The 17,150-nt window shown below is 69.9% G+C and carries 18 protein-coding genes; 9 read left to right on the top strand and 9 right to left on the bottom strand.

From position 1 onward, the window contains the following. The first annotated feature begins 263 nt into the window (after positions 1–263). From WBG06_RS13885 to WBG06_RS13870, 4 genes are all read left to right on the top strand, one after another. Positions 264–1,616: a hypothetical protein gene (locus tag WBG06_RS13885; RefSeq protein WP_336737392.1), complete on the top strand. Its 1,353-nt coding sequence runs from the start codon at positions 264–266 to the stop codon at positions 1,614–1,616. 4 nt (positions 1,617–1,620) lie between these two features. Further along, positions 1,621–3,039, top strand: coding sequence for a hypothetical protein (locus tag WBG06_RS13880; RefSeq protein WP_336737391.1), 1,419 nt, complete (start codon positions 1,621–1,623; stop codon positions 3,037–3,039). A gap of 12 nt (positions 3,040–3,051) precedes the next feature. Then, positions 3,052–3,993 carry an alpha/beta hydrolase gene (locus WBG06_RS13875; RefSeq protein WP_336737389.1) on the top strand — a complete coding sequence of 314 codons (942 nt, stop codon included), beginning with the start codon at positions 3,052–3,054 and terminating at the stop codon, positions 3,991–3,993. A 172-nt stretch (positions 3,994–4,165) separates the two neighbouring features. Next, positions 4,166–5,959, top strand: a complete 1,794-nt coding sequence (locus WBG06_RS13870; protein ID WP_336737387.1) for a BCCT family transporter — start codon at positions 4,166–4,168, stop codon at positions 5,957–5,959. Between the two features lie 46 nt (positions 5,960–6,005). Here WBG06_RS13870 and WBG06_RS13865 read toward each other — a convergent pair whose 3' ends face one another. The 5 genes from WBG06_RS13865 to WBG06_RS13845 form a co-directional block, all read right to left on the bottom strand. Beyond that, positions 6,006–6,674 carry a nitroreductase family protein gene (locus tag WBG06_RS13865; protein WP_336737385.1) on the bottom strand — a complete coding sequence of 223 codons (669 nt, stop codon included), beginning with the start codon at positions 6,672–6,674 and terminating at the stop codon, positions 6,006–6,008. Between the two features lie 46 nt (positions 6,675–6,720). Beyond that, positions 6,721–7,482, bottom strand: a complete 762-nt coding sequence (locus WBG06_RS13860) for a sulfite exporter TauE/SafE family protein (RefSeq protein WP_336737384.1) — start codon at positions 7,480–7,482, stop codon at positions 6,721–6,723. Next, positions 7,483–8,595, bottom strand: a complete 1,113-nt coding sequence (locus WBG06_RS13855; RefSeq protein ID WP_336737383.1) for an SPFH domain-containing protein — start codon at positions 8,593–8,595, stop codon at positions 7,483–7,485. It lies immediately after the preceding gene. A 47-nt stretch (positions 8,596–8,642) separates the two neighbouring features. Continuing rightward, entirely contained in the window at positions 8,643–9,104 is a 462-nt protein-coding gene (locus tag WBG06_RS13850) for an NfeD family protein (protein ID WP_160022689.1), read from the bottom strand. A 69-nt stretch (positions 9,105–9,173) separates the two neighbouring features. Continuing rightward, the gene (locus WBG06_RS13845; protein ID WP_336737381.1) at positions 9,174–9,971 is read right to left on the bottom strand and encodes an ABC transporter ATP-binding protein; all 798 of its coding nucleotides are present in this window, start codon (positions 9,969–9,971) and stop codon (positions 9,174–9,176) included. Positions 9,972–10,024: 53 nt separating this feature from the next. Between WBG06_RS13845 and WBG06_RS13840 the strand changes: the two genes are divergently transcribed. Both WBG06_RS13840 and serB read left to right on the top strand, forming a co-directional pair. Continuing rightward, entirely contained in the window at positions 10,025–10,795 is a 771-nt protein-coding gene (locus WBG06_RS13840; protein ID WP_336737379.1) for a hypothetical protein, read from the top strand. A 34-nt stretch (positions 10,796–10,829) separates the two neighbouring features. Then, the gene (gene serB, locus WBG06_RS13835; protein WP_336737378.1) at positions 10,830–12,074 is read left to right on the top strand and encodes a phosphoserine phosphatase SerB; all 1,245 of its coding nucleotides are present in this window, start codon (positions 10,830–10,832) and stop codon (positions 12,072–12,074) included. 255 nt (positions 12,075–12,329) lie between these two features. Here the strand turns inward: serB and WBG06_RS13830 are convergent, their stop codons facing one another. From WBG06_RS13830 to fabG, 3 genes are read right to left on the bottom strand one after another with little or no spacing between them, the layout of a single operon-like run. Beyond that, a complete protein-coding gene (locus WBG06_RS13830; protein ID WP_336737377.1) occupies positions 12,330–12,836 on the bottom strand; it encodes a SixA phosphatase family protein in 507 nt (168 codons plus the stop codon). Positions 12,837–12,853: 17 nt separating this feature from the next. Continuing rightward, a complete protein-coding gene (gene fabI / locus WBG06_RS13825; RefSeq protein WP_336737375.1) occupies positions 12,854–13,627 on the bottom strand; it encodes an enoyl-ACP reductase FabI in 774 nt (257 codons plus the stop codon). Positions 13,628–13,629: 2 nt separating this feature from the next. Continuing rightward, positions 13,630–14,358, bottom strand: a complete 729-nt coding sequence (fabG, locus tag WBG06_RS13820) for a 3-oxoacyl-ACP reductase FabG (protein ID WP_336737373.1) — start codon at positions 14,356–14,358, stop codon at positions 13,630–13,632. 140 nt (positions 14,359–14,498) lie between these two features. Here fabG and WBG06_RS13815 point away from each other — a divergent pair, with 140 nt between their 5' ends. The 3 genes from WBG06_RS13815 to WBG06_RS13805 are packed head-to-tail and all read left to right on the top strand — an operon-like array spanning position 14,499 to position 15,979. Further along, positions 14,499–14,822 carry a DUF3099 domain-containing protein gene (locus WBG06_RS13815; RefSeq protein ID WP_336737372.1) on the top strand — a complete coding sequence of 108 codons (324 nt, stop codon included), beginning with the start codon at positions 14,499–14,501 and terminating at the stop codon, positions 14,820–14,822. Further along, positions 14,822–15,016, top strand: coding sequence for an acetone carboxylase (locus WBG06_RS13810; RefSeq protein ID WP_336737371.1), 195 nt, complete (start codon positions 14,822–14,824; stop codon positions 15,014–15,016). Before WBG06_RS13815 ends, WBG06_RS13810 begins: the two co-directional genes overlap by 1 nt. Before the next feature lie 24 nt (positions 15,017–15,040). Beyond that, entirely contained in the window at positions 15,041–15,979 is a 939-nt protein-coding gene (locus tag WBG06_RS13805) for a nucleoside hydrolase (RefSeq protein ID WP_336737369.1), read from the top strand. A 103-nt stretch (positions 15,980–16,082) separates the two neighbouring features. Here WBG06_RS13805 and moaA read toward each other — a convergent pair whose 3' ends face one another. Continuing rightward, entirely contained in the window at positions 16,083–17,102 is a 1,020-nt protein-coding gene (gene moaA, locus WBG06_RS13800) for a GTP 3',8-cyclase MoaA (RefSeq protein WP_336737367.1), read from the bottom strand. Between the last annotated feature and the right edge of the window lie 48 nt (positions 17,103–17,150).

The raw sequence follows: 17,150 nt of genomic DNA, 5'->3' as shown, positions 1-17,150 counted from the left end.
ACGAACCTCAAGAACGCCGTAGCCCGAGAAGGCGACCCGCCTGCGACGGCAGCGATGCCGTCCCATGTCGCGGCCTATTGTGCGCACAGGTGCGGACCCGAATTCGACTCCTCCCGGACGTGGGGATTGCCACACATCCTTTGTTGCCCCCGGGGGTTTACATGACCTGTCGACTCCGATTGACTCCTCCCCCTGCGCGCACCTGTCGTGTGCCCACGACGGGCCGCTGCCCGGCCGCCAGCCCTTATCTCGGAGGACTACCCATGCCCGCTGCCACCCGTGCGCCGATCGACAACTCCGGCCGCCTCCAGTTCGCGGACGATCTCTTCGCGCGCCGTCATCGCGGACTCGGCAGTCCGATCGCCAACCAGTGGATCTGGCGGCTGAACAGCCCGTACGACGCCGCGCGGCTGCGCTACATCGCGGCCGGCCTGGCCGAGGGCGGGCTGTCGCGGAAGCTGCACCGGGCGAGGTTCCCCGGCGCCCGTGACCTGTGGACCAACGCGGACCGCGAACCGTCGATCGACCTCTACGAGGAGATCCTCCCGGTCGCCGAGGTCACCGACTGGCTCCGGCAGCGTCACAGCGACCACCTCGACCCGCACGAGGGTCTGACCTGTCGGCTCGCCGCGATCGATCTCGACGACGGCACCTCGGTCGTCTCCCTGCTGCTGGCCCACGCGGTCGGCGACGGAGGCTCCGTGCTCGACGCCGTGTGTCGGGCCGCACGCGCAGAGCCGCTGCGGCTGCCGCCCGCCCCCGCCCCCGGCTGGGACCGCCTCCGCGCCGAGGCCGCCGACAGCCGCGCGCAGTGGCGCGCCGTCCGGGACTGGGTCATCGCCCGTCGTCGGGCGAAGCAGGACGGCACCGCCGCACTGGCCGCGAAGGCGCCTCGCGTCTACCCGGAGGCCACGCCGAACCCGGCGCCGGAGACCTGGCGGATGCCGCGGCTGATCACCGAGTTCGACACCGAGACGATGGCGACGATCGCCGCCGAGCACGGTGGCTCGACCAACGCGTGGTTCATCAACGTGGTCGCCGACCTGCTCGTCCGCATCGACCACGTGCCGGTCGACCGGGGCGACGTCCCCGTCTCGTTGCCGATGAGCGACTTCCAGCCTGGTGACGTACGTTCCAACTCGACGCGCGTGGCCATGGTCGAGGTGCCGCGCGACGTGCTCGAGCGGCACGATCTCGCCGAGATCAAGAGGCTCTCCAAGGCGGCCTACATCCGGCTCGGCGAAGCGGGCCCAGGGCTGGTCCCGGTTCCGCTGGCGATGATGCAGATGATGCCCGACGCGGTGCTGGACAGGCTCCCGCAGCCGCCGGCCGCGGCGTGCATGGCCTCCAACCTGCCTCAGCTCCCCGACGACTACCGCTACGCGATGGGCGAGGACGTACGACTCGTCACCGGCCTCGCCGGCTACCAGAACGCGACCGCCCAGGACGCCTACGACGTCGGCGGCGGGATCATCGCCTGGCTGATCCAGTCCGGGCCGCGTACGACGCTCAACCTGGTCGCCGCCGAGCCCGACCGCGTGCCTGACCTGGGCACCCTGAAGAACCTCGTCCTCGAGGAGCTCGGCTCGTGGGGCCTGAAGGTCGAGGTGTGGTGACCCCATGGCCGAGCCTGCGACGCCGCCCTCCCTGCCCCCGGCGAACCGTGGGTCCCGCCCGGCGCCGTTCACGCCTGAACCCACCAACCGGCTGACTTACGACGACGAGGTCTTCCTCCGTTCCGCAACCGTGATCGGTGCCCCGGTCGTGGCCCAGACCGCCTGGCGCTTTCCGTCGGAGGTCCCGGTCGAGGCGGTCCAGGAGGTTGTCGACGCGCTGGCACAGGGGCCGCTCAACCGCCTCGTCGTCCGTCCTCAGGTGCTCGGCGCCCGCTCACGCTGGGTGCCGAGCACGAGCGCCGAACCGGTCCGCCTGCACCCCGGCCGGATCGAGCCCGACCAGATCGTCACCTGGCTGGACGCCACCGTCGACGACGTCCCGTTCGACCCGGTCCACGGCCCGCTGTGGGCGTTCTTCATGGCCCACACCGCCGACGGCGGCACGATCGTGTCCTACAACGCCTCGCACATCGTCTGCGACGGCGGGATGAAGCTCGGGGCGCTGATCGCAGCCGTACGCCGCCAGCCACTGCCCCGGCTTCCGCTCGACGATCCCGCGGCTGCCGAGGTCACCCGCGCGGACGACCGGCGTGACGCTCGTGCGATGGCACGCGCAGCCGTTCGCGGTCTCCGGACAGCCCGGAGGGCCGGGAGGCCACCGGCCCTGGAGGCCCAGTCCTCCGACCAGCGGCCGGTGCCTGCCCCGCGGCCCGACGACGACGTCGTCCACGAGGTGGCCTTCGCTGCCGCCGACTGCCCGGTCGTCGAGTGGGACGCCGCCGTCGAGCGGGCCGGCGGCACCTCCAACGCGCTGCAGGTCGCGATCACGGTCGAGGTTCTCCTCGAGGCCGGGATCGTACGCCCCGGCGAGCCGGTCAAGATGTCCCTGCCGGTCTCGCTGCGCGGCGAGCGCGACCTGCGTTCCAACGCCACCTCGGGCGTCTCGATCGCCGTGGAGACCGAGCTGCGTGACGGCGTCGGCCGGGTCACCGACCTGGCCCACATCCGGGCGCGTGCGAAGCAGGAGTTCTCCGCCCTGTTCCAAGGCACCCGCCCCGACCCGATCGCGCACATCGCGCCGTTGGCCCAGATGATCCCGGACCGTCTCGCCAAGCCCCTGCTCGAGAACGTCGTCACTCCCCTCGGTCTGGCGTCCAACCTGGGCCGGCCCGACCCCGACTTCGTGGCGCCCTTCGGCGTGGCGGCCGACTCGATCGTCTTCCGCGCTCTCGCGCTCGGAGCGACCCGCGGCGAGCTGCGCCGGATGCGCGGCGGGGTGACGTCGTGGTGGTCCGAGGTGGGCGAGACCTGCAACCTCGGCATCCGCGTGCTCGACCCCGACGCGGTCCCCGACTCCGGGCGGCTGAAGGAGATCGTGACCGACGTCTACGGACGTCGGGGCCTGGTTCCCACGTTCTGGTGAGAAGATGCGTTCATGACGATCGACGTACTCGGTGAGCCCTACACCGTCGAGACCATCGAGCTCGCGGACGACTTCGAGGGCACCGTCGTGGCCACGCTGGTCAAGCGTCCGGCCGACGGCGACGCGAAGGCCGCTGTCCTCTACGTCCACGGCTTCTCCGACTACTTCTTCCAGAAGGAGTACGCCGAGTGGTGGACCGCGCGCGGCTACGACTTCTACGGCCTCGACCTGCGCAAGTACGGTCGCTCGCTGCGTGAGCACCAGTCGGGGACGTACGTCGGTGATCTCGCCGAATACTTCGACGAGATCGACGCCGCCTGGTCGCTGATCACCGAACGCGACGGCCACTCCCACATCATGCTCAGCGCCCACTCCACCGGTGGCCTGACCACCTCGCTGTGGGCCGACGACCGCCAGCCCGACGAGCTGGCCGGGATGGTGCTCAACTCCCCCTGGCTCGACCTGCAGGGCTCGTTCCTGCTGCGTGAGGTCGCCACCCCCGTCGTGCGCCGGATCGGCCATCGGGTCCCGTTGCGTGAGCTGGGCCGCGACGTCAATGGCTTCTACACCATGTCGCTCCACGTCGACCACGACGGCGAGTGGGAGTTCGACCTCGGCCTCAAGCCGGTCGGCTCCTACCCGATCCGGCTCGGCTGGCTCAAGGCGATCCGCGACGGCCACGCCAAGCTCCACCGCGGTCTCGACGTGAAGGCGCCGGTGCTGGTGCTCTCCTCCGACCGCTCCAGCAAGCCCAAGGCGATGGGCGAGCTCGTCCACTCGACCGACGTCGTGCTCGACGTGCGTCAGATCCGCCGCTGGGCGACCGCGATCGGCAGCCACGTCACCTACGTCGCGGTGCCCGGGGCGAAGCACGACGTGATCCTGTCGCGCCCCGACGTCCGCAAGCAGGCCTACGCCGAGATCGAGCGCTGGCTGGCTGCGTACGGGGTCTGAACCCGGCGGGGTATCTGAGGCCCACAGAGCCCGAACAGCGCAGGAAACGGCCCGACACAGTCGGGACAAACTTCGCTGTCGTTCTCCGGGGCGCCGACCCCCGGTGAACGGAAGGCAAAGCCGGTGGGCGTTAGGGTGCTGTGGTCCCGATCCCAACCGGAAGGACAACAGTGTGACTTCTGATAAGAAGACAGACAGTCCTCAGCATAGCGATCAGCACAACCCCTCCGACCTCCTCAAATCCCCTACCGGCGAGGTCGTCCCCCACCCCGCGCTGGACCTGCCGATCTCGAGCGAACAGGAACAACGCAAGGGAATCGACTGGGTCGTCTTCGGCATCGCGGCGGCCATCGCCATCGCGTTCATGGCATGGGGTTTCATCAACACCGAAGGCATGGGTGCGGTCGCCGGAGACGCCCTCACCTGGGTGCTGGACAAGGCCGACTGGGTCTTCGTCCTGACTGCCAGCGGCTTCGTCATCTACATCATCTGGCTCGCCGTCAGCAAGTACGGCAACATCCCCTTGGGCCGCGACGACGAGAAGCCGGAGTTCAAGACGGCCTCCTGGGTCGCGATGATGTTCAGCGCCGGCATGGGCATCGGCCTGATGTTCTACGGCGTCAGCGAGCCGATCTCGCACTTCGTCACCCCGCCGCCGGGCACCGGTGAGGCGGGCAACCCGGAAGCCATCCAGCACGCGATGGCGACCACGATGTTCCACTGGACGCTGCACCCCTGGGCGATCTATGCCGTCGTGGGTCTGGCGATCGGCTACGGCGCCTACCGCAAGGGCCGCGTCAGCCTGATCTCCTCGGCCTTCACGCCGCTGCTCGGGAAGAAGACGGTCGAGGGCCCGGCGGGCAAGGCGATCGACATCTTCGCGATCTTCGCGACGCTGTTCGGCTCCGCCACCTCGCTCGGCACGGGCGCGATCCAGATCGAGAGCGGCCTGCAGATCGTGGCCGGGCTCGGCGAGGTCGGCAACAACGTCCTCATCGGGATCATCGCGATCCTGACGGTCTGCTTCGTGATCTCGGCGGTCTCCGGTGTCGCCAAGGGCATCCAGTGGCTCTCCAACATCAACATGGTGCTCGCCCTGCTCCTGGCGCTGTTCCTCTTCGTGGTCGGCCCGACGGTCTTCATCCTCGACCTGATCCCGACCTCGCTCGGCACCTACATCGGCGACCTCGCCCAGATGTCGGCCCGCACCGGTGTCGGCGGCGAGGAGACCTCCGCCTGGCTCGGCTCCTGGACCGTCTTCTACTGGGCCTGGTGGATCTCCTGGACGCCGTTCGTCGGCATGTTCATCGCGCGGATCTCGCGTGGGCGCACCATCCGGCAGTTCGTCGCCGGCGTGCTGCTCGTCCCGAGCGCCGTCAGCGTGCTCTGGTTCTGCATCATGGGTGGCACCGCCATCGACCTGCAGCGTGACGGCACGGTCGACATCGCTGGTCTCGGCGGCGTCGAGTCGCAGCTGTTCACCACGCTCGACCAGTTCCCGCTGGCGACCGTGATGAGCGTTCTGGTGATGGTGCTGGTGGCGATCTTCTTCGTCTCCGGCGCCGACGCGGCCTCGATCGTGATGGGCACGCTCTCCGAGCACGGCGCGGAGGAGCCCAGCCGCTCGACGGTGGTCTTCTGGGGTGTCGCGACCGGAGTCGTGGCCATCCTGGGGCTGATCGCAGGTGGGGCGGACGCGCTGTCCGGGCTGCAGACGATCACGATCGTGGCGGCGCTGCCGTTCACCGTGATCATGGTCGGCCTGGTGGTCTCGCTGCAGAAGGACCTGGCCAGCGACCCGCTGATCGTCCGTGGTCAGTACGCCGCGGACGCGGTCGAGCAGGCCGTCATCACCGGTGTCACCGAGCACGGCGACGACTTCGCGCTCGCGGTCGTCGAGGACGACCACAGCAACGGCAACGGGAACGGGTCGACTGACGTCACCGTGCCCACCGACAAGGCCTGATCCTCGGGTCTGAGAACTGATGGCGGGGTCCTCCGGGACCTCGCCATCAGCTATTTCGCAGCGGTGTCCCGGACCAGGTCTCCAAGGTGACGAAATCCTCGACCGGCTGCCGCCGCAGCCTGGTGAGCTGCTTGACCGGCTTCCCCACGGGCACGACAGCGGCGACGGCGTACCCTTCCGGCGCGCCGAGAAGCTCGAGGACGGCCGGCTCCTCCGCGACGGCCATCGTGGTGATCACGCCGCCGAAACCCTCGTTGCGCGCGGCCAGCAGCGTGTTCCACACCAGCGGGTAGACCGACGCACCGGAGACGAGGCCCACCCGGTCCAGCTCGGAGTCGAGGGATGCGACCACCCCGAGGTCGACCAGGAAGACGAGCACCGCCGCAGCGGTGAGCAGCGGCTCGGTCATCCCGCGCGGGACCCGGGTCCCGGCGATCTGCTCGTCGGTGACAGTGCTCGGGTGCACCGTGTTCCACGGCATCTCCCCCGCCCTCTGCTGGGCGAGGTATCTGCGGGCCCCCGTCGCGCTCAGCTCGACCAGACGCTCGCGGGTCGCCCGGCTGCGTACGACCACGACGTGGGCACCCTGCCGGTTCCCGCCGGAGGGAGCGAACCGGGCGTTGTCGAGGATCCTGGCGAGGACGTCGTCGGGCAGCGGGTCGTCGGTGAACTCGCGTACGGCATGGGTGGTCCGCATCGCGTCGTAGAGGTCCATGGGGCCCATCCCATCAGACTCGGTCCTGCCGGTTCAGCCGGCAGGCTCAGCCCATGAGAAACGCGACCAGAGCGGTGATGCCGACCACGACGATCACGCCACGGAGCACGTTGGGCGGCAGCAGGCGGCCGATCCTCGCTCCCAGCAGGCCGCCGATCGTCGCACCGACGGCGATCAGCAGGGCGATCAGCCAGTCGACGTCGGCCACCACGGCGAAGAGCAGCCCGGAGACGCCGTTGGTGATGGCGACCAGGACGTTCTTGAGCCCGTTGAGACGCTGCAGCGACTCCGCGACCCCGATGCCGATGATCGCGATCATCAGGACTCCCTGAGCGGCACCGAAGTAGCCGCCGTAGACACCGAGCATCGCGATCGCCGGCCAGACCCACCAGCGCTCACTGCCGTCATCGGGCGCGTCGCCGTGTCGCCGGGCGACCCATCGGGAGATGCGGGGCCCGGTGATCACCAGGACCACGCCGAGCCCGATCAGCACGGGGACGATCGCCTCGAACGCCCCTGGCGGCAGCACCAGCAGCAGGATCCCGCCGACCGCTCCGCCCAGGAGCGCCGCGACCCCCAACCGCAGGATCCGGCTGCGCTGGCCGGCGAGCTCGCGGCGGTATCCCCAGGCGCCGGCCAAGGAGCCCGGGACCAGGCCGATCGTGTTGGACACGTTGGCGACCACCGGAGGTACGCCGAACGCCAGCAGCGTCGGGAACGTGATCAGGGTCCCGGACCCGACGGCGGCATTGATGGTGCCCGCCCCCACCCCGGCGACCAGGATGAGGGCGGCTTGGAGCGGATCCACCTACGCAGTCGGCTCGGCCGGCGGAGCGGCCGGCGGAGCAGCAGGAGGCGCGGGGGGCTGCGGCCGGTTGGGGGCCTCAGCCTGCTTCGCCTCGGCGAGCGCCTCCTCGACGGCAGCAGCCGCGGAGGACTGCTCCAGGTCGATGGTCGGTTCGGCCGAACCCATGTCGACCCGCTTGAGCGGTCCCTCGACATCGTCCGGGATGCCCTTGAGGCTGTTCATCGTCGAGCCGAGGCCCTCCAGCGCCTTGCCGATCTCGCTCGGGACGATCCACACCTTGTTGGCGTCGCCCTCGGCGATCTTCGGCATCATCTGCAGGTATTGGTAGGCCAGCAGCGACTGGTCGGGACGACCGTCGTGGATCGCCTGGAAGACGGTCTGGATGGCCTGGCCCTCACCCTGGGCTCGCAGGATCGCGGCCTCACGGTCGGCCTGCGCGGCCAGGATCTGCGACTCGCGCTGACCCTCGGCGTTGAGGATGGCGGACTGCTTGTTTCCCTCCGCGGAGAGGATGGCGGACTGGCGCTGGCCCTCGGCGGTCAGGATCGCCGCGCGCTTGTCACGGTCGGCGCGCATCTGCTTCTCCATCGCGTCCTTGATGGACATGGGCGGGTCGATCGACTTGATCTCGACGCGCTTGACCTTGATGCCCCAGCGGCCGGTGGCCTCGTCCAGGACGATCGAGAGGCCGGAGTTGATCTGCTCGCGGCTGGTCAGCGTCTCCTCGAGGGTCATGCCACCGACGATGTTGCGCAGGGTGGTCATGGTCAGCTGCTCGACGGCCTGGATGTAGTTGGCGATCTCGTAGGTCGCCGCCACCGGGTCGTTGACCTGGAAGTAGATCACGGTGTCGATCGAGACGGTCAGGTTGTCCTCGGTGATCACCGGCTGCGGCGCGAACGCGACGACCTGCTCGCGCATGTCGATCATGTAGCGCACCTTGTCGACGAACGGGATCACCGCGTTCAGGCCGGGGTCCCGCTTCGACTGGAACTTGCCGAAGCGCTCCACGATGCCGACCCGCGCCTGCGGGATGATCTTGATCGTCTTGGCCAGCGTGGTGATCACCAGCACCGCCAAGATGACCAGTAGGGCCAGGATGATGCCACCCATTGCCAATCAGTCCTTGTCTGTTCGTTGTGCGTCAGGTTGCCCGGAAACTACGGAGTCCCGAGCTCCGGTAGAGGATGGACGTACGCCGTCGCTCCTCTGATCTCGAGCACCTCGACCGGCGTGCCGGCCGCGATCACGAGCGTCTCGTCATAGGGCTGAGCGGTCCAGAGCTCGCCCTCGAGCTTGAGCTGCCCCGGCTTGTGGGCACTGATCTCGACGGGCGAGATGGCCTGGACCCCGATCAGCTTCTGGGCGCCGATCTGGATCTCCGGGCCGTTGTGAAGCCGCCTGGCCAACCCCGGTCGTACGACCGCGAGCATGGAGACCGAGACCGCCAGCGCGACGATCGCCTGGATCACGAAGCTGTCGGTGAACGCACCGGTCAGCGCGCCCGCGAAGGCGCCGGTGGCGAGCATCAGCAGGATCAGGTCCAGGCTGAAGAGCTCACCGACGACGAGCAGTGCTCCGAGTGCCGTCCAGATCGCCCAGTCCCAGTCCTGCCAGTCCATGGGCGTCACCCTATCCAGGCCGACCACATGTTGCGTGGAGGTTTGGGTAGCGACTTCTTAACTTTCTGGCTACCGGGTGTGGCGGGCGCGGCGCTTGGCCCAGTAACGGCCCTCGCTCGCCTCGAGCTCGAGCGGCATGCCGAACGTCTTGGAGAGGTTGGCCGCGGTCAGGGTGTCCTGGATGAGACCCTGGGCGGTGATCCGGCCGGACCGCATCATCAGGACGTGGCTGAAGCCCGGCGGGATCTCCTCGACGTGATGGGAGACCAGCACGGTCGCCGGGCTGTCGGGGTCATAGGCGAGCGTCGACAGCGTGGAGACGAGGTCCTCGCGGCCGCCCAGATCGAGCCCGGCGGCGGGCTCGTCGAGGAGCAGCAGCTCCGGGTCGACCATGAGAGCGCGGGCCAGCTGGACGCGCTTGCGCTCACCCTCGGAGAGAGTGCCGAACTTCCGCTCGCCGAGGTGCTTGATGCCGACCTCGATCAGCAGCTCCTGGGCGCGGTCGTGGTCGAGGTCGTCGTAGTGCTCGCGCCAGCGCCCGACGACGCCGTAGGACGCGCTGACCACGACGTCGCGGACGAGCTCGTGACGCGGGATCCGGTCGGCCAGCGCGGCGGAGGTGAGACCGATGCGCGGGCGCAGCTCGAAGACGTCGATGCGGCCGATCTGCTCCCCGAGGATCTTCACCGTGCCCGACGTCGGGTGGAGCTGGGCCGCGGCGGTCTGGAGCAGCGTGGTCTTGCCGGCGCCGTTGTGGCCGAGGATGACCCAGCGTTCATCCTCTTCGACCACCCAGCTCACAGAGTCGAGAAGGGCGTTGCCCCCGCGGCGTACGGTGACGTCGGTGAACTCCAGCACGGCTGCCATGGCGGCAAATCTATCGGGAGGGGTCGACGGCCCCGGGGATAGGGTGGGCGCCCGTGAGTCGTGAAGATATAGGGGCCATCGAAGCCACCCCGGAGGCGCTGCGCCTGGCGTGGTGGATGACGGCTTGGCTGCGCGGCGAGGCGGTCACCGACCTGGTGCTCGACGCGGTGATCGGGCCCGACGCGACCCACACCGTCAGCGGCCTGGCCGCGCTCGGGCTCGGTGGCGCCGAGGGGGTCGCGGACACCCTGGTGAGCGGGATGGGACGGCTGCGTACGGAGGGGGCGACCGGCGTCGGGGTGGCCTTCCCCGCCGAGGGCGACCCGGTCGGCCTCGGTGGTCCCCGGGCGTTCAACGACGCCGCCCTGGAGGCTGGCGAGGCGGTCGTGTGCGACGCTGGCATCGGCCTCGTACCGGTCCGGGTCGGGGCGGTCATCGAGTGGCAGGCGTACGCAGCCCAGCGACGTCAGCTCCCCGACGTCGGTGAGGCCGACCGGGCTCTCCGGCTCGCGCTGACCGAGTCGGCGACCGCGCTCGCCGAGCTCGACGTCGCCCGGTGGCGGCCCGAGGTCGCCGACCGGCTGATGAACCTGCGTCACCGGCCCGCGCTGGCGGGGGCACCGGGGGTGCCGGCGCGATGCGTGGAGCTCGCGGCCCGCGGCGTACAGGCTGGGGAGATCGTCGCGATCGCGCTGGAGGACGAGGGCGCGGCGGTGTCGGCCTCGGAGATGTCGCGCCGTCGTGAGGCGCTCGTCGGGCTCGATCGGGCGGCGCGTCGGGCGCTCACGGCCGCGGGATCGCCCGAGGTGTGGCCGCCGGACTGAGACGCGGGCACCGGCTCCACTATCCTGTGCAGCGATGACCGAGGAATTCGACGCGCTCGAGCGGCGTCCCGACACCCTGCTGATCACCCTTGCCGGAAACGACCGTCCCGGGCTGACCTCGGCCACCTTGGCGACCCTCGCGCTGGCGGGGGTCGACGTGGTCGACCTGGAGCAGATCGTGCTGCGGGCCCGGCTCGTGCTCGGTCTGCTGGTGACCGCCCCCGCCGACGCGGCGAGCACCGACGCGCTCAAGCACGCGATCGAGGAGACCGCCCATGCTCTCGACATGACGGTCGAGATCGAGGAGGGTGTCGGCGACACGCCCCGGGAGCCCGCCGACCGGGCTCGGGTGACGGTGCTCGGCCTGCCGCTGAAGGCGGCCGCGCTGGCTTCGGTGACGCGCACCATCGCCTCGGCCGGTGGCAACATCGACCGGATCATCCGGCTGGCCCGCTACCCGGTCACCGCCTTCGACCTGCACGTGAGCGGAGCCTCCCCCGACGAGCTGCGGGTGACCCTGTCGGCCGAGGCCGCCGCTCAGGGCGTCGACATCGCGGTGCAGCCCGCCAACCTCGTCCGCCGTGGCATGCGGCTGATCGTCATGGACGTCGACTCGACCCTGATCGACGGTGAGGTGATCGAGATGATCGCCGCCCACGCCGGCTACGAGAAGGAGGTCGCCGCGGTCACCGAGGCGGCCATGCGCGGCGAGCTCGACTTCGAGGAGTCGCTGCGGGGCCGGGTGAAGTATCTCAAGGGTGTCCCCGCTACCGCGCTGGACGAGGTCTACGCCGGGCTGCAGCTCAACCCGGGCGCGCGGACGATGGTCCGCACGCTGCGTCGTCTCGGCTACCGCTTCGCCATCGTCTCCGGCGGGTTCTCGCAGATCACCGACCGGCTGGCCGCCGACCTCGGCATCCACTACGCCCGCGCCAACGAGCTCGAGATCGTCGACGGCGTACTCACCGGCGAGGTCGTCGGCGAGGTCGTCGACCGGGCCGGCAAGGCTCGCGCGCTGCGTGAGTTCGCCGCCGAGATCGGCATCCCCGAGGCCGCCACCGTCGCCATCGGCGACGGCGCCAACGACCTCGACATGCTCGCCGCCGCCGGCCTGGGGATCGCCTACAACGCCAAGCCCGCGGTCCGCTCGGCCGCCGGCACCGCGATCAACGTCCCCTACCTCGACACGATCATGTATCTCCTCGGGATCTCCCGCGAGGAGATCGAGGCTGCCGACGCCGAGGCCGGCATCGTCACCCCCGCCCCTCCCCTCATCTGAGTCCTGCCGAGGCGTCACATACGCCGGCCGAGGCGTCACGTACGTCGGGCGAAGCGTCACGCGAGTGCTCTCTCGGCCGACACGAGTGACGTCTCGGCCGCCCAATCTCAGTCTCAGCCCGCATATCCACCCCAGCCGATCTGTCGAGACGTCACTCCCGCCGGCCGAGTTGGCAGCAACGCGACGCCTCGAGCGACGTACGTGACCTCTCGGCCACGCGGGCGACCTCTCGGTCGACGCGGCGACCTCTCGGCGTCAGGCGCGGCCGACGTGGAAAGCGGTGACGGAGGCCTCGGCCTCGTCGAGCTCGGACCAGTCGCCGTCGTAGCTCAGTACGGCGACGGCGGCGGTGGGGAAACCGAGCGCGAGCTCGTTTCCGGCCTCGTCGTCACCTTCGCCGTCGTCGAGAAGCTGCACCAGGGAGAACATCGTGGGGTTGTGACCGATCACCACCACTGTCGAGTGTCCGTCGTCGATCCCACGAACCAGGTCGAGGGCGGTGGCGGGGCCGGCGGCGTACAGACCCTGGTCGTATTCCGCCAACGTCAGGTCCCACGATGCTGCGACGGCGACGTCTTCCCAGGTCTGGGTGGTGCGGTCGGCCGCCGAGACCAGGACGTAGTCCGGGACTACGCCCTGCTCGGCCAACCACTCCCCCGCCGCGACCGCGTCGGCATGGCCGCGCTCGGTGAGCTGCCGCTCGTAGTCGGTGGGTGCCGACGCCTCGGCCTTGGCGTGCCGCATGATGACAAGGGTCCGCATGCGGCAACCCTATGGCCTCACGCGCCCAGCGAGTGATAGCCCCCGTCGACGTGGACGATCTCACCGGTGGTCGCCGGGAAGAAGTCCGAGATCAGCGCGCAGACGGCCTTGGCGGTCGGGCCCTGGTCGGTGTTGTCCCAGCCGAGCGGCGCCCGGGTGCCCCAGCCCTCGTCGAGCTCCTCGAAGCCCGGGATCGCCTTGGCGGCGAGGGTCTTGAGCGGACCCGCGGAGACGAGGTTGCAGCGGATCCCGTCGGGGCCGAGGTCGCGGGCGAGGTAGCGCGAGGTCGACTCGAGCGCGGCCTTGGCGACACCCATCCAGTCGTACGCCGGCCAAGCGATCGTCGCGTCGAAGGTCAGCCCCACGATCGACGAGCCCGGGCCCAGGAGCGGGCGGGTCGCCATGGCGAGCGACTTGAGCGAGTAGGCGCTGACCTGGACCGCCTGGGAGACGTCGTCCCAGGGTCCGTCGAGGAACTTGCCGCCGAGGAGCGTCTCGGGGTTGCCGTACGCGATCGAGTGCACGACCCCGTCGAGCCGCTCGACGCCGTGCGACCGGAGCACGTCGGCGAGACCGTCGAGGTGCTCCTGGTTGGTCACGTCGAGGTCGAGGACCGGCGGCTCCTCGGGGAGCCGCTTCGCGATCCGCTTGGTGATCGACAGCGCGCGGCCGAAGTTGGAGATCAGGACACGCGCGCCCTGCTCCTGGGCCACCTTGGCCACCGCGAAGCCGATCGAGGAGTCCATCGTGACTCCCGCGACGAGAACAGTCTTGCCGTCCAACAAACCCATGATCAGTGCCCCATTCCAAGTCCGCCGTCGACCGGGATCACGGCCCCGGTCACATAACCCGCATCTGCCAACCACGTCACGGCCGAAGCCACCTCGTCCGGCGACGCGTAGCGCGCCAGCGGGACCCGGTCCGTGATCGCCTTCTGCTGCTCCTCGGTGAGCACCGCGGTCATCTCGGTCTCCACGAAACCGGGCGCGACTACGTTGGCGGTGATCCCCCGCGAGCCGAGCTCCCGCGCGAGCGAGCGGGCCATACCGACCAGCCCGGCCTTCGAGGCAGCGTAGTTGACCTGGCCCGGGTTGCCCATCAGGCCGACGACCGAGGAGATGAAGATGATCCGCCCGCGGCGCAGCCGCAGCATCCCCTTCGAGGCGCGCTTGGCGAGCCGGAAGGACGCGGTCAGGTTGGTGTCGATCACCGAGGTGAAGTCGTCCTCGGACATCCGGAGGACGAGGGTGTCCTTCGTGATCCCGGCATTGGCGACGAGGACCTCGACGGGCCCGTGGGCGGCCTCGGCCGCGGCGTACGCCTCCTCGACGGCGGCAGGGTCGGTGATGTCGCACACCAGGTCCAGGGCCCCCTCCGGAGCCCCACCCTTGCGGGAGGTCACAGCCACCTTGTCGCCGTTGGCGACGAAGGCCTCCGCGATCGCCCGGCCGATGCCGCGGCTGCCACCGGTCACGAGCACCGAGCGGGGTGCCTTGGTTGTGGGGATTTCACTGTCAGTCACAGGCGCGACGGTAGCGATTACTTCGGCGTACGACCAATGCCCTGGATTTGCTTGTGAGAACCATCCAAAGTCTTTCGGAGCGCCCCTGTTGGGACCACACCAACGAACGCCCGCCACCGGCGACGACCTAGACTGGCAGTATGTCCAAGGCGCAACCGATCAGGATCACGACCGCGGGGCGCAGCCGCGCCGAGGACATCGCGATCCGTCAGAAGCGCTACGCCATCTCGATGTCGATCCGTTCGGTGTGCTTCATCGGTGCCGTGGTCGCCGGGCTGGCCGGCATCGGCTGGCTGTGGCCGATCCTGATCGCGGCGGCTCTGATCCTGCCCTACGTCGCGGTCGTCATGGCCAACGCGACCAACACCAAGAGCGACGAGATGAACCTCATGGACTCGCCCTACGGCCGACCCCAGCTCACCGGCGGACACCAGCAGCAGCTCGACGAGAAGAGCGATCGCTGATGGGCGCGCTCGACTCCGATCTGTGCTCGGCCAAGGGCTGCCAGGACTCCGGATCGTGGGAGCTGCAGTGGAACAATCCCAAGATCCACACGCCCGATCGGCGTAAGATCTGGCTTGCGTGCGAGGCGCACAAGGAGTCGCTGAGCGACTTCTTGGGCGCGCGCGGATTCCTCAAGGACGTCGTCCCTCACTAGCTGTGCTCGATGAGAGGTCGTGCGATGAACCCGATCCCCGTGCTCCTCGACTGCGACCCCGGCCACGACGACGCGATCGCAATCCTGCTCGCCCTGGGCAGCCCGCAGGTCGACCTGATAGGCATCACCACCACGTTCGGCAACTGCTCGGTGGGGAAGGCGACCTACAACGCCCAACGCATCCTGGCGCTGGCCCGTCGGCCTGAGGTGCCTGTCGCTGCCGGCGCCGCGGCGCCGCTGGCCGGCGAGGCCCACATCGGCGACTTCATCCACGGCGCGACCGGGATCGACGGGCCCGACCTTCCCGAGCCGCTCGCTGCGCCGGACCGGCGCGAGGCGGTCGAGTTCCTGCGTGCGTCCATCCTGGCCGCCCCGCACCCCGTCACCGTCGTCGCCACCGGCCCGATCACCAACGTCGCACGGCTGCTGCGCGACCATCCCGAGGTCGGCCCTCGCATCGCGGAGATCGTGTTCATGGGCGGCTCGACCGAGCGCGGCAACACCACGCCGGCCGCCGAGTTCAACGCCTACGCCGACCCCGAGGCCCTCGACATCGTCCTGACCAGCGGACTCCCGATCCGGATGGTCGGGCTCAACCTCTCCCACCAGGCACTGGCCACACGCGATGTCGTCGCGCGGATGCGGGCCATGGATCATCCGGTCGGCCGAGCATGCGCCGACCTGATGGGCTTCTTCGGCGGCACCTACTCCGACGTCTTCGACTTCGCCGCCCCACCGGTCCACGACCCCTGCACGATCGCCGCTCTCATCGATCCCGGCCTGATCACCTGGCACAAGTCGTTCGTCGCGGTGGAGACCGAGGGCCGCTGGACCCGGGGCGCCACCGTCGTCGACCTCCACGGCCGCCTCGACCGACCGCCCAACGTCGAGGTCGCGCTCACCCTCGACGTCGATGCCTACTGGCGCCTCGTCCTCGACGCCCTCGATCGCGTCGGCTCCTGACCCCGCCGAGGCGTCACGTACGTCGGCCGAGGCGTCACTCCGGTCGGCCGAGGCGTCAGCGGATTGCCAACTCGACCGACGCGGGTGACGTCTCGGCTGGGGGTCAGCCGCCGATGGCGGACATCGGACGGTCGGGCTGGAGGAAGCCGAGGTCGTCGATGCCGTGTCCGGCGCGCTTTCCGGCCATCGCGGTCACCCACCGCGCGGCGAGGTCGGCGTCGGAGGCGCCGGCACGCAGCGGCGTACGCAGGTCCGACTCGGAGCGCGCGAACAGGCAGTCGCGCACCTGCCCGTCGGCGGTGAGGCGAACCCGGTCGCAGTCGCCGCAGAAGGGGCGGGTGACCGAGGCGATGATGCCGACCTTGGCCGGGCCGCCGTCGACGTAGAAGAGCTCGGCGGGGGCGCTGCCGCGAGGCTCCTCGGCCGGGGTCAGGTCGAACGCCGCCGACAGCGCGGCGAGCGTGTCATCGGCGGTCACCATGGTGTCCCGCGACCACCCGTGCTGGGCGTCCAGGGGCATCTGCTCGATGAACCGCAGCTCGTAGCCGCGCTCGACCGACCAGCCGAGCAGCTCGGCGGCCTGGTCGTCGTTGACGCCCCGCAGCAGGACCGCGTTGATCTTGATCGGCCCCAGGCCGGCGTCGGCCGCAGCCTCCAGGCCGGCGATGACATCGTGCAGGCGGTCGCGGCGGGTGATCTCCGCGAACGTCTCCGGCCGGATCGAGTCCAGGGACACGTTGACCCGGTCGAGGCCGGCGTCCGCGAGCGCCCCGGCCATCTTGGCCAAGCCGAGCGCGTTGGTCGTGATCGAGAGCTCCGCCTCGGGAGCGACCTCGCGGGTGCGCCCGATGATCGAGACCAGCCCGCGACGCACCAGCGGCTCGCCGCCGGTGAACCGCACCTCCTGGACCCCGAGCCGGCCGGTGGCGACCCCGATCAGCCGCACGACCTCGTCGTCGGTGAGCACCTCGTCGCCGGGCATCCAGTCGAGCCCTTCCGGCGGCATGCAGTAGGTGCAGCGCAGGTTGCAGCGATCGGTCAGCGAGACGCGCAGATCGGTCGCGACCCGGCCGAACCGGTCGACCAGCTTCTGCTGCACCTGATCTGTCGGGGAGGTCGTCATCACACCAGTCTAGGCAGCCCGCACCCGGATCGTGAGTCACGACCGCAT

The sequence above is a fragment of the Nocardioides sp. CCNWLW239 genome (assembly GCF_037137035.1).
In the GTDB taxonomy this organism is placed as follows: Bacteria; Actinomycetota; Actinomycetes; order Propionibacteriales; family Nocardioidaceae; genus Nocardioides.
The sequence above is the reverse complement of the archived record's forward strand: the minus strand, read 5'-3'. Positions and strand labels throughout refer to the sequence as shown.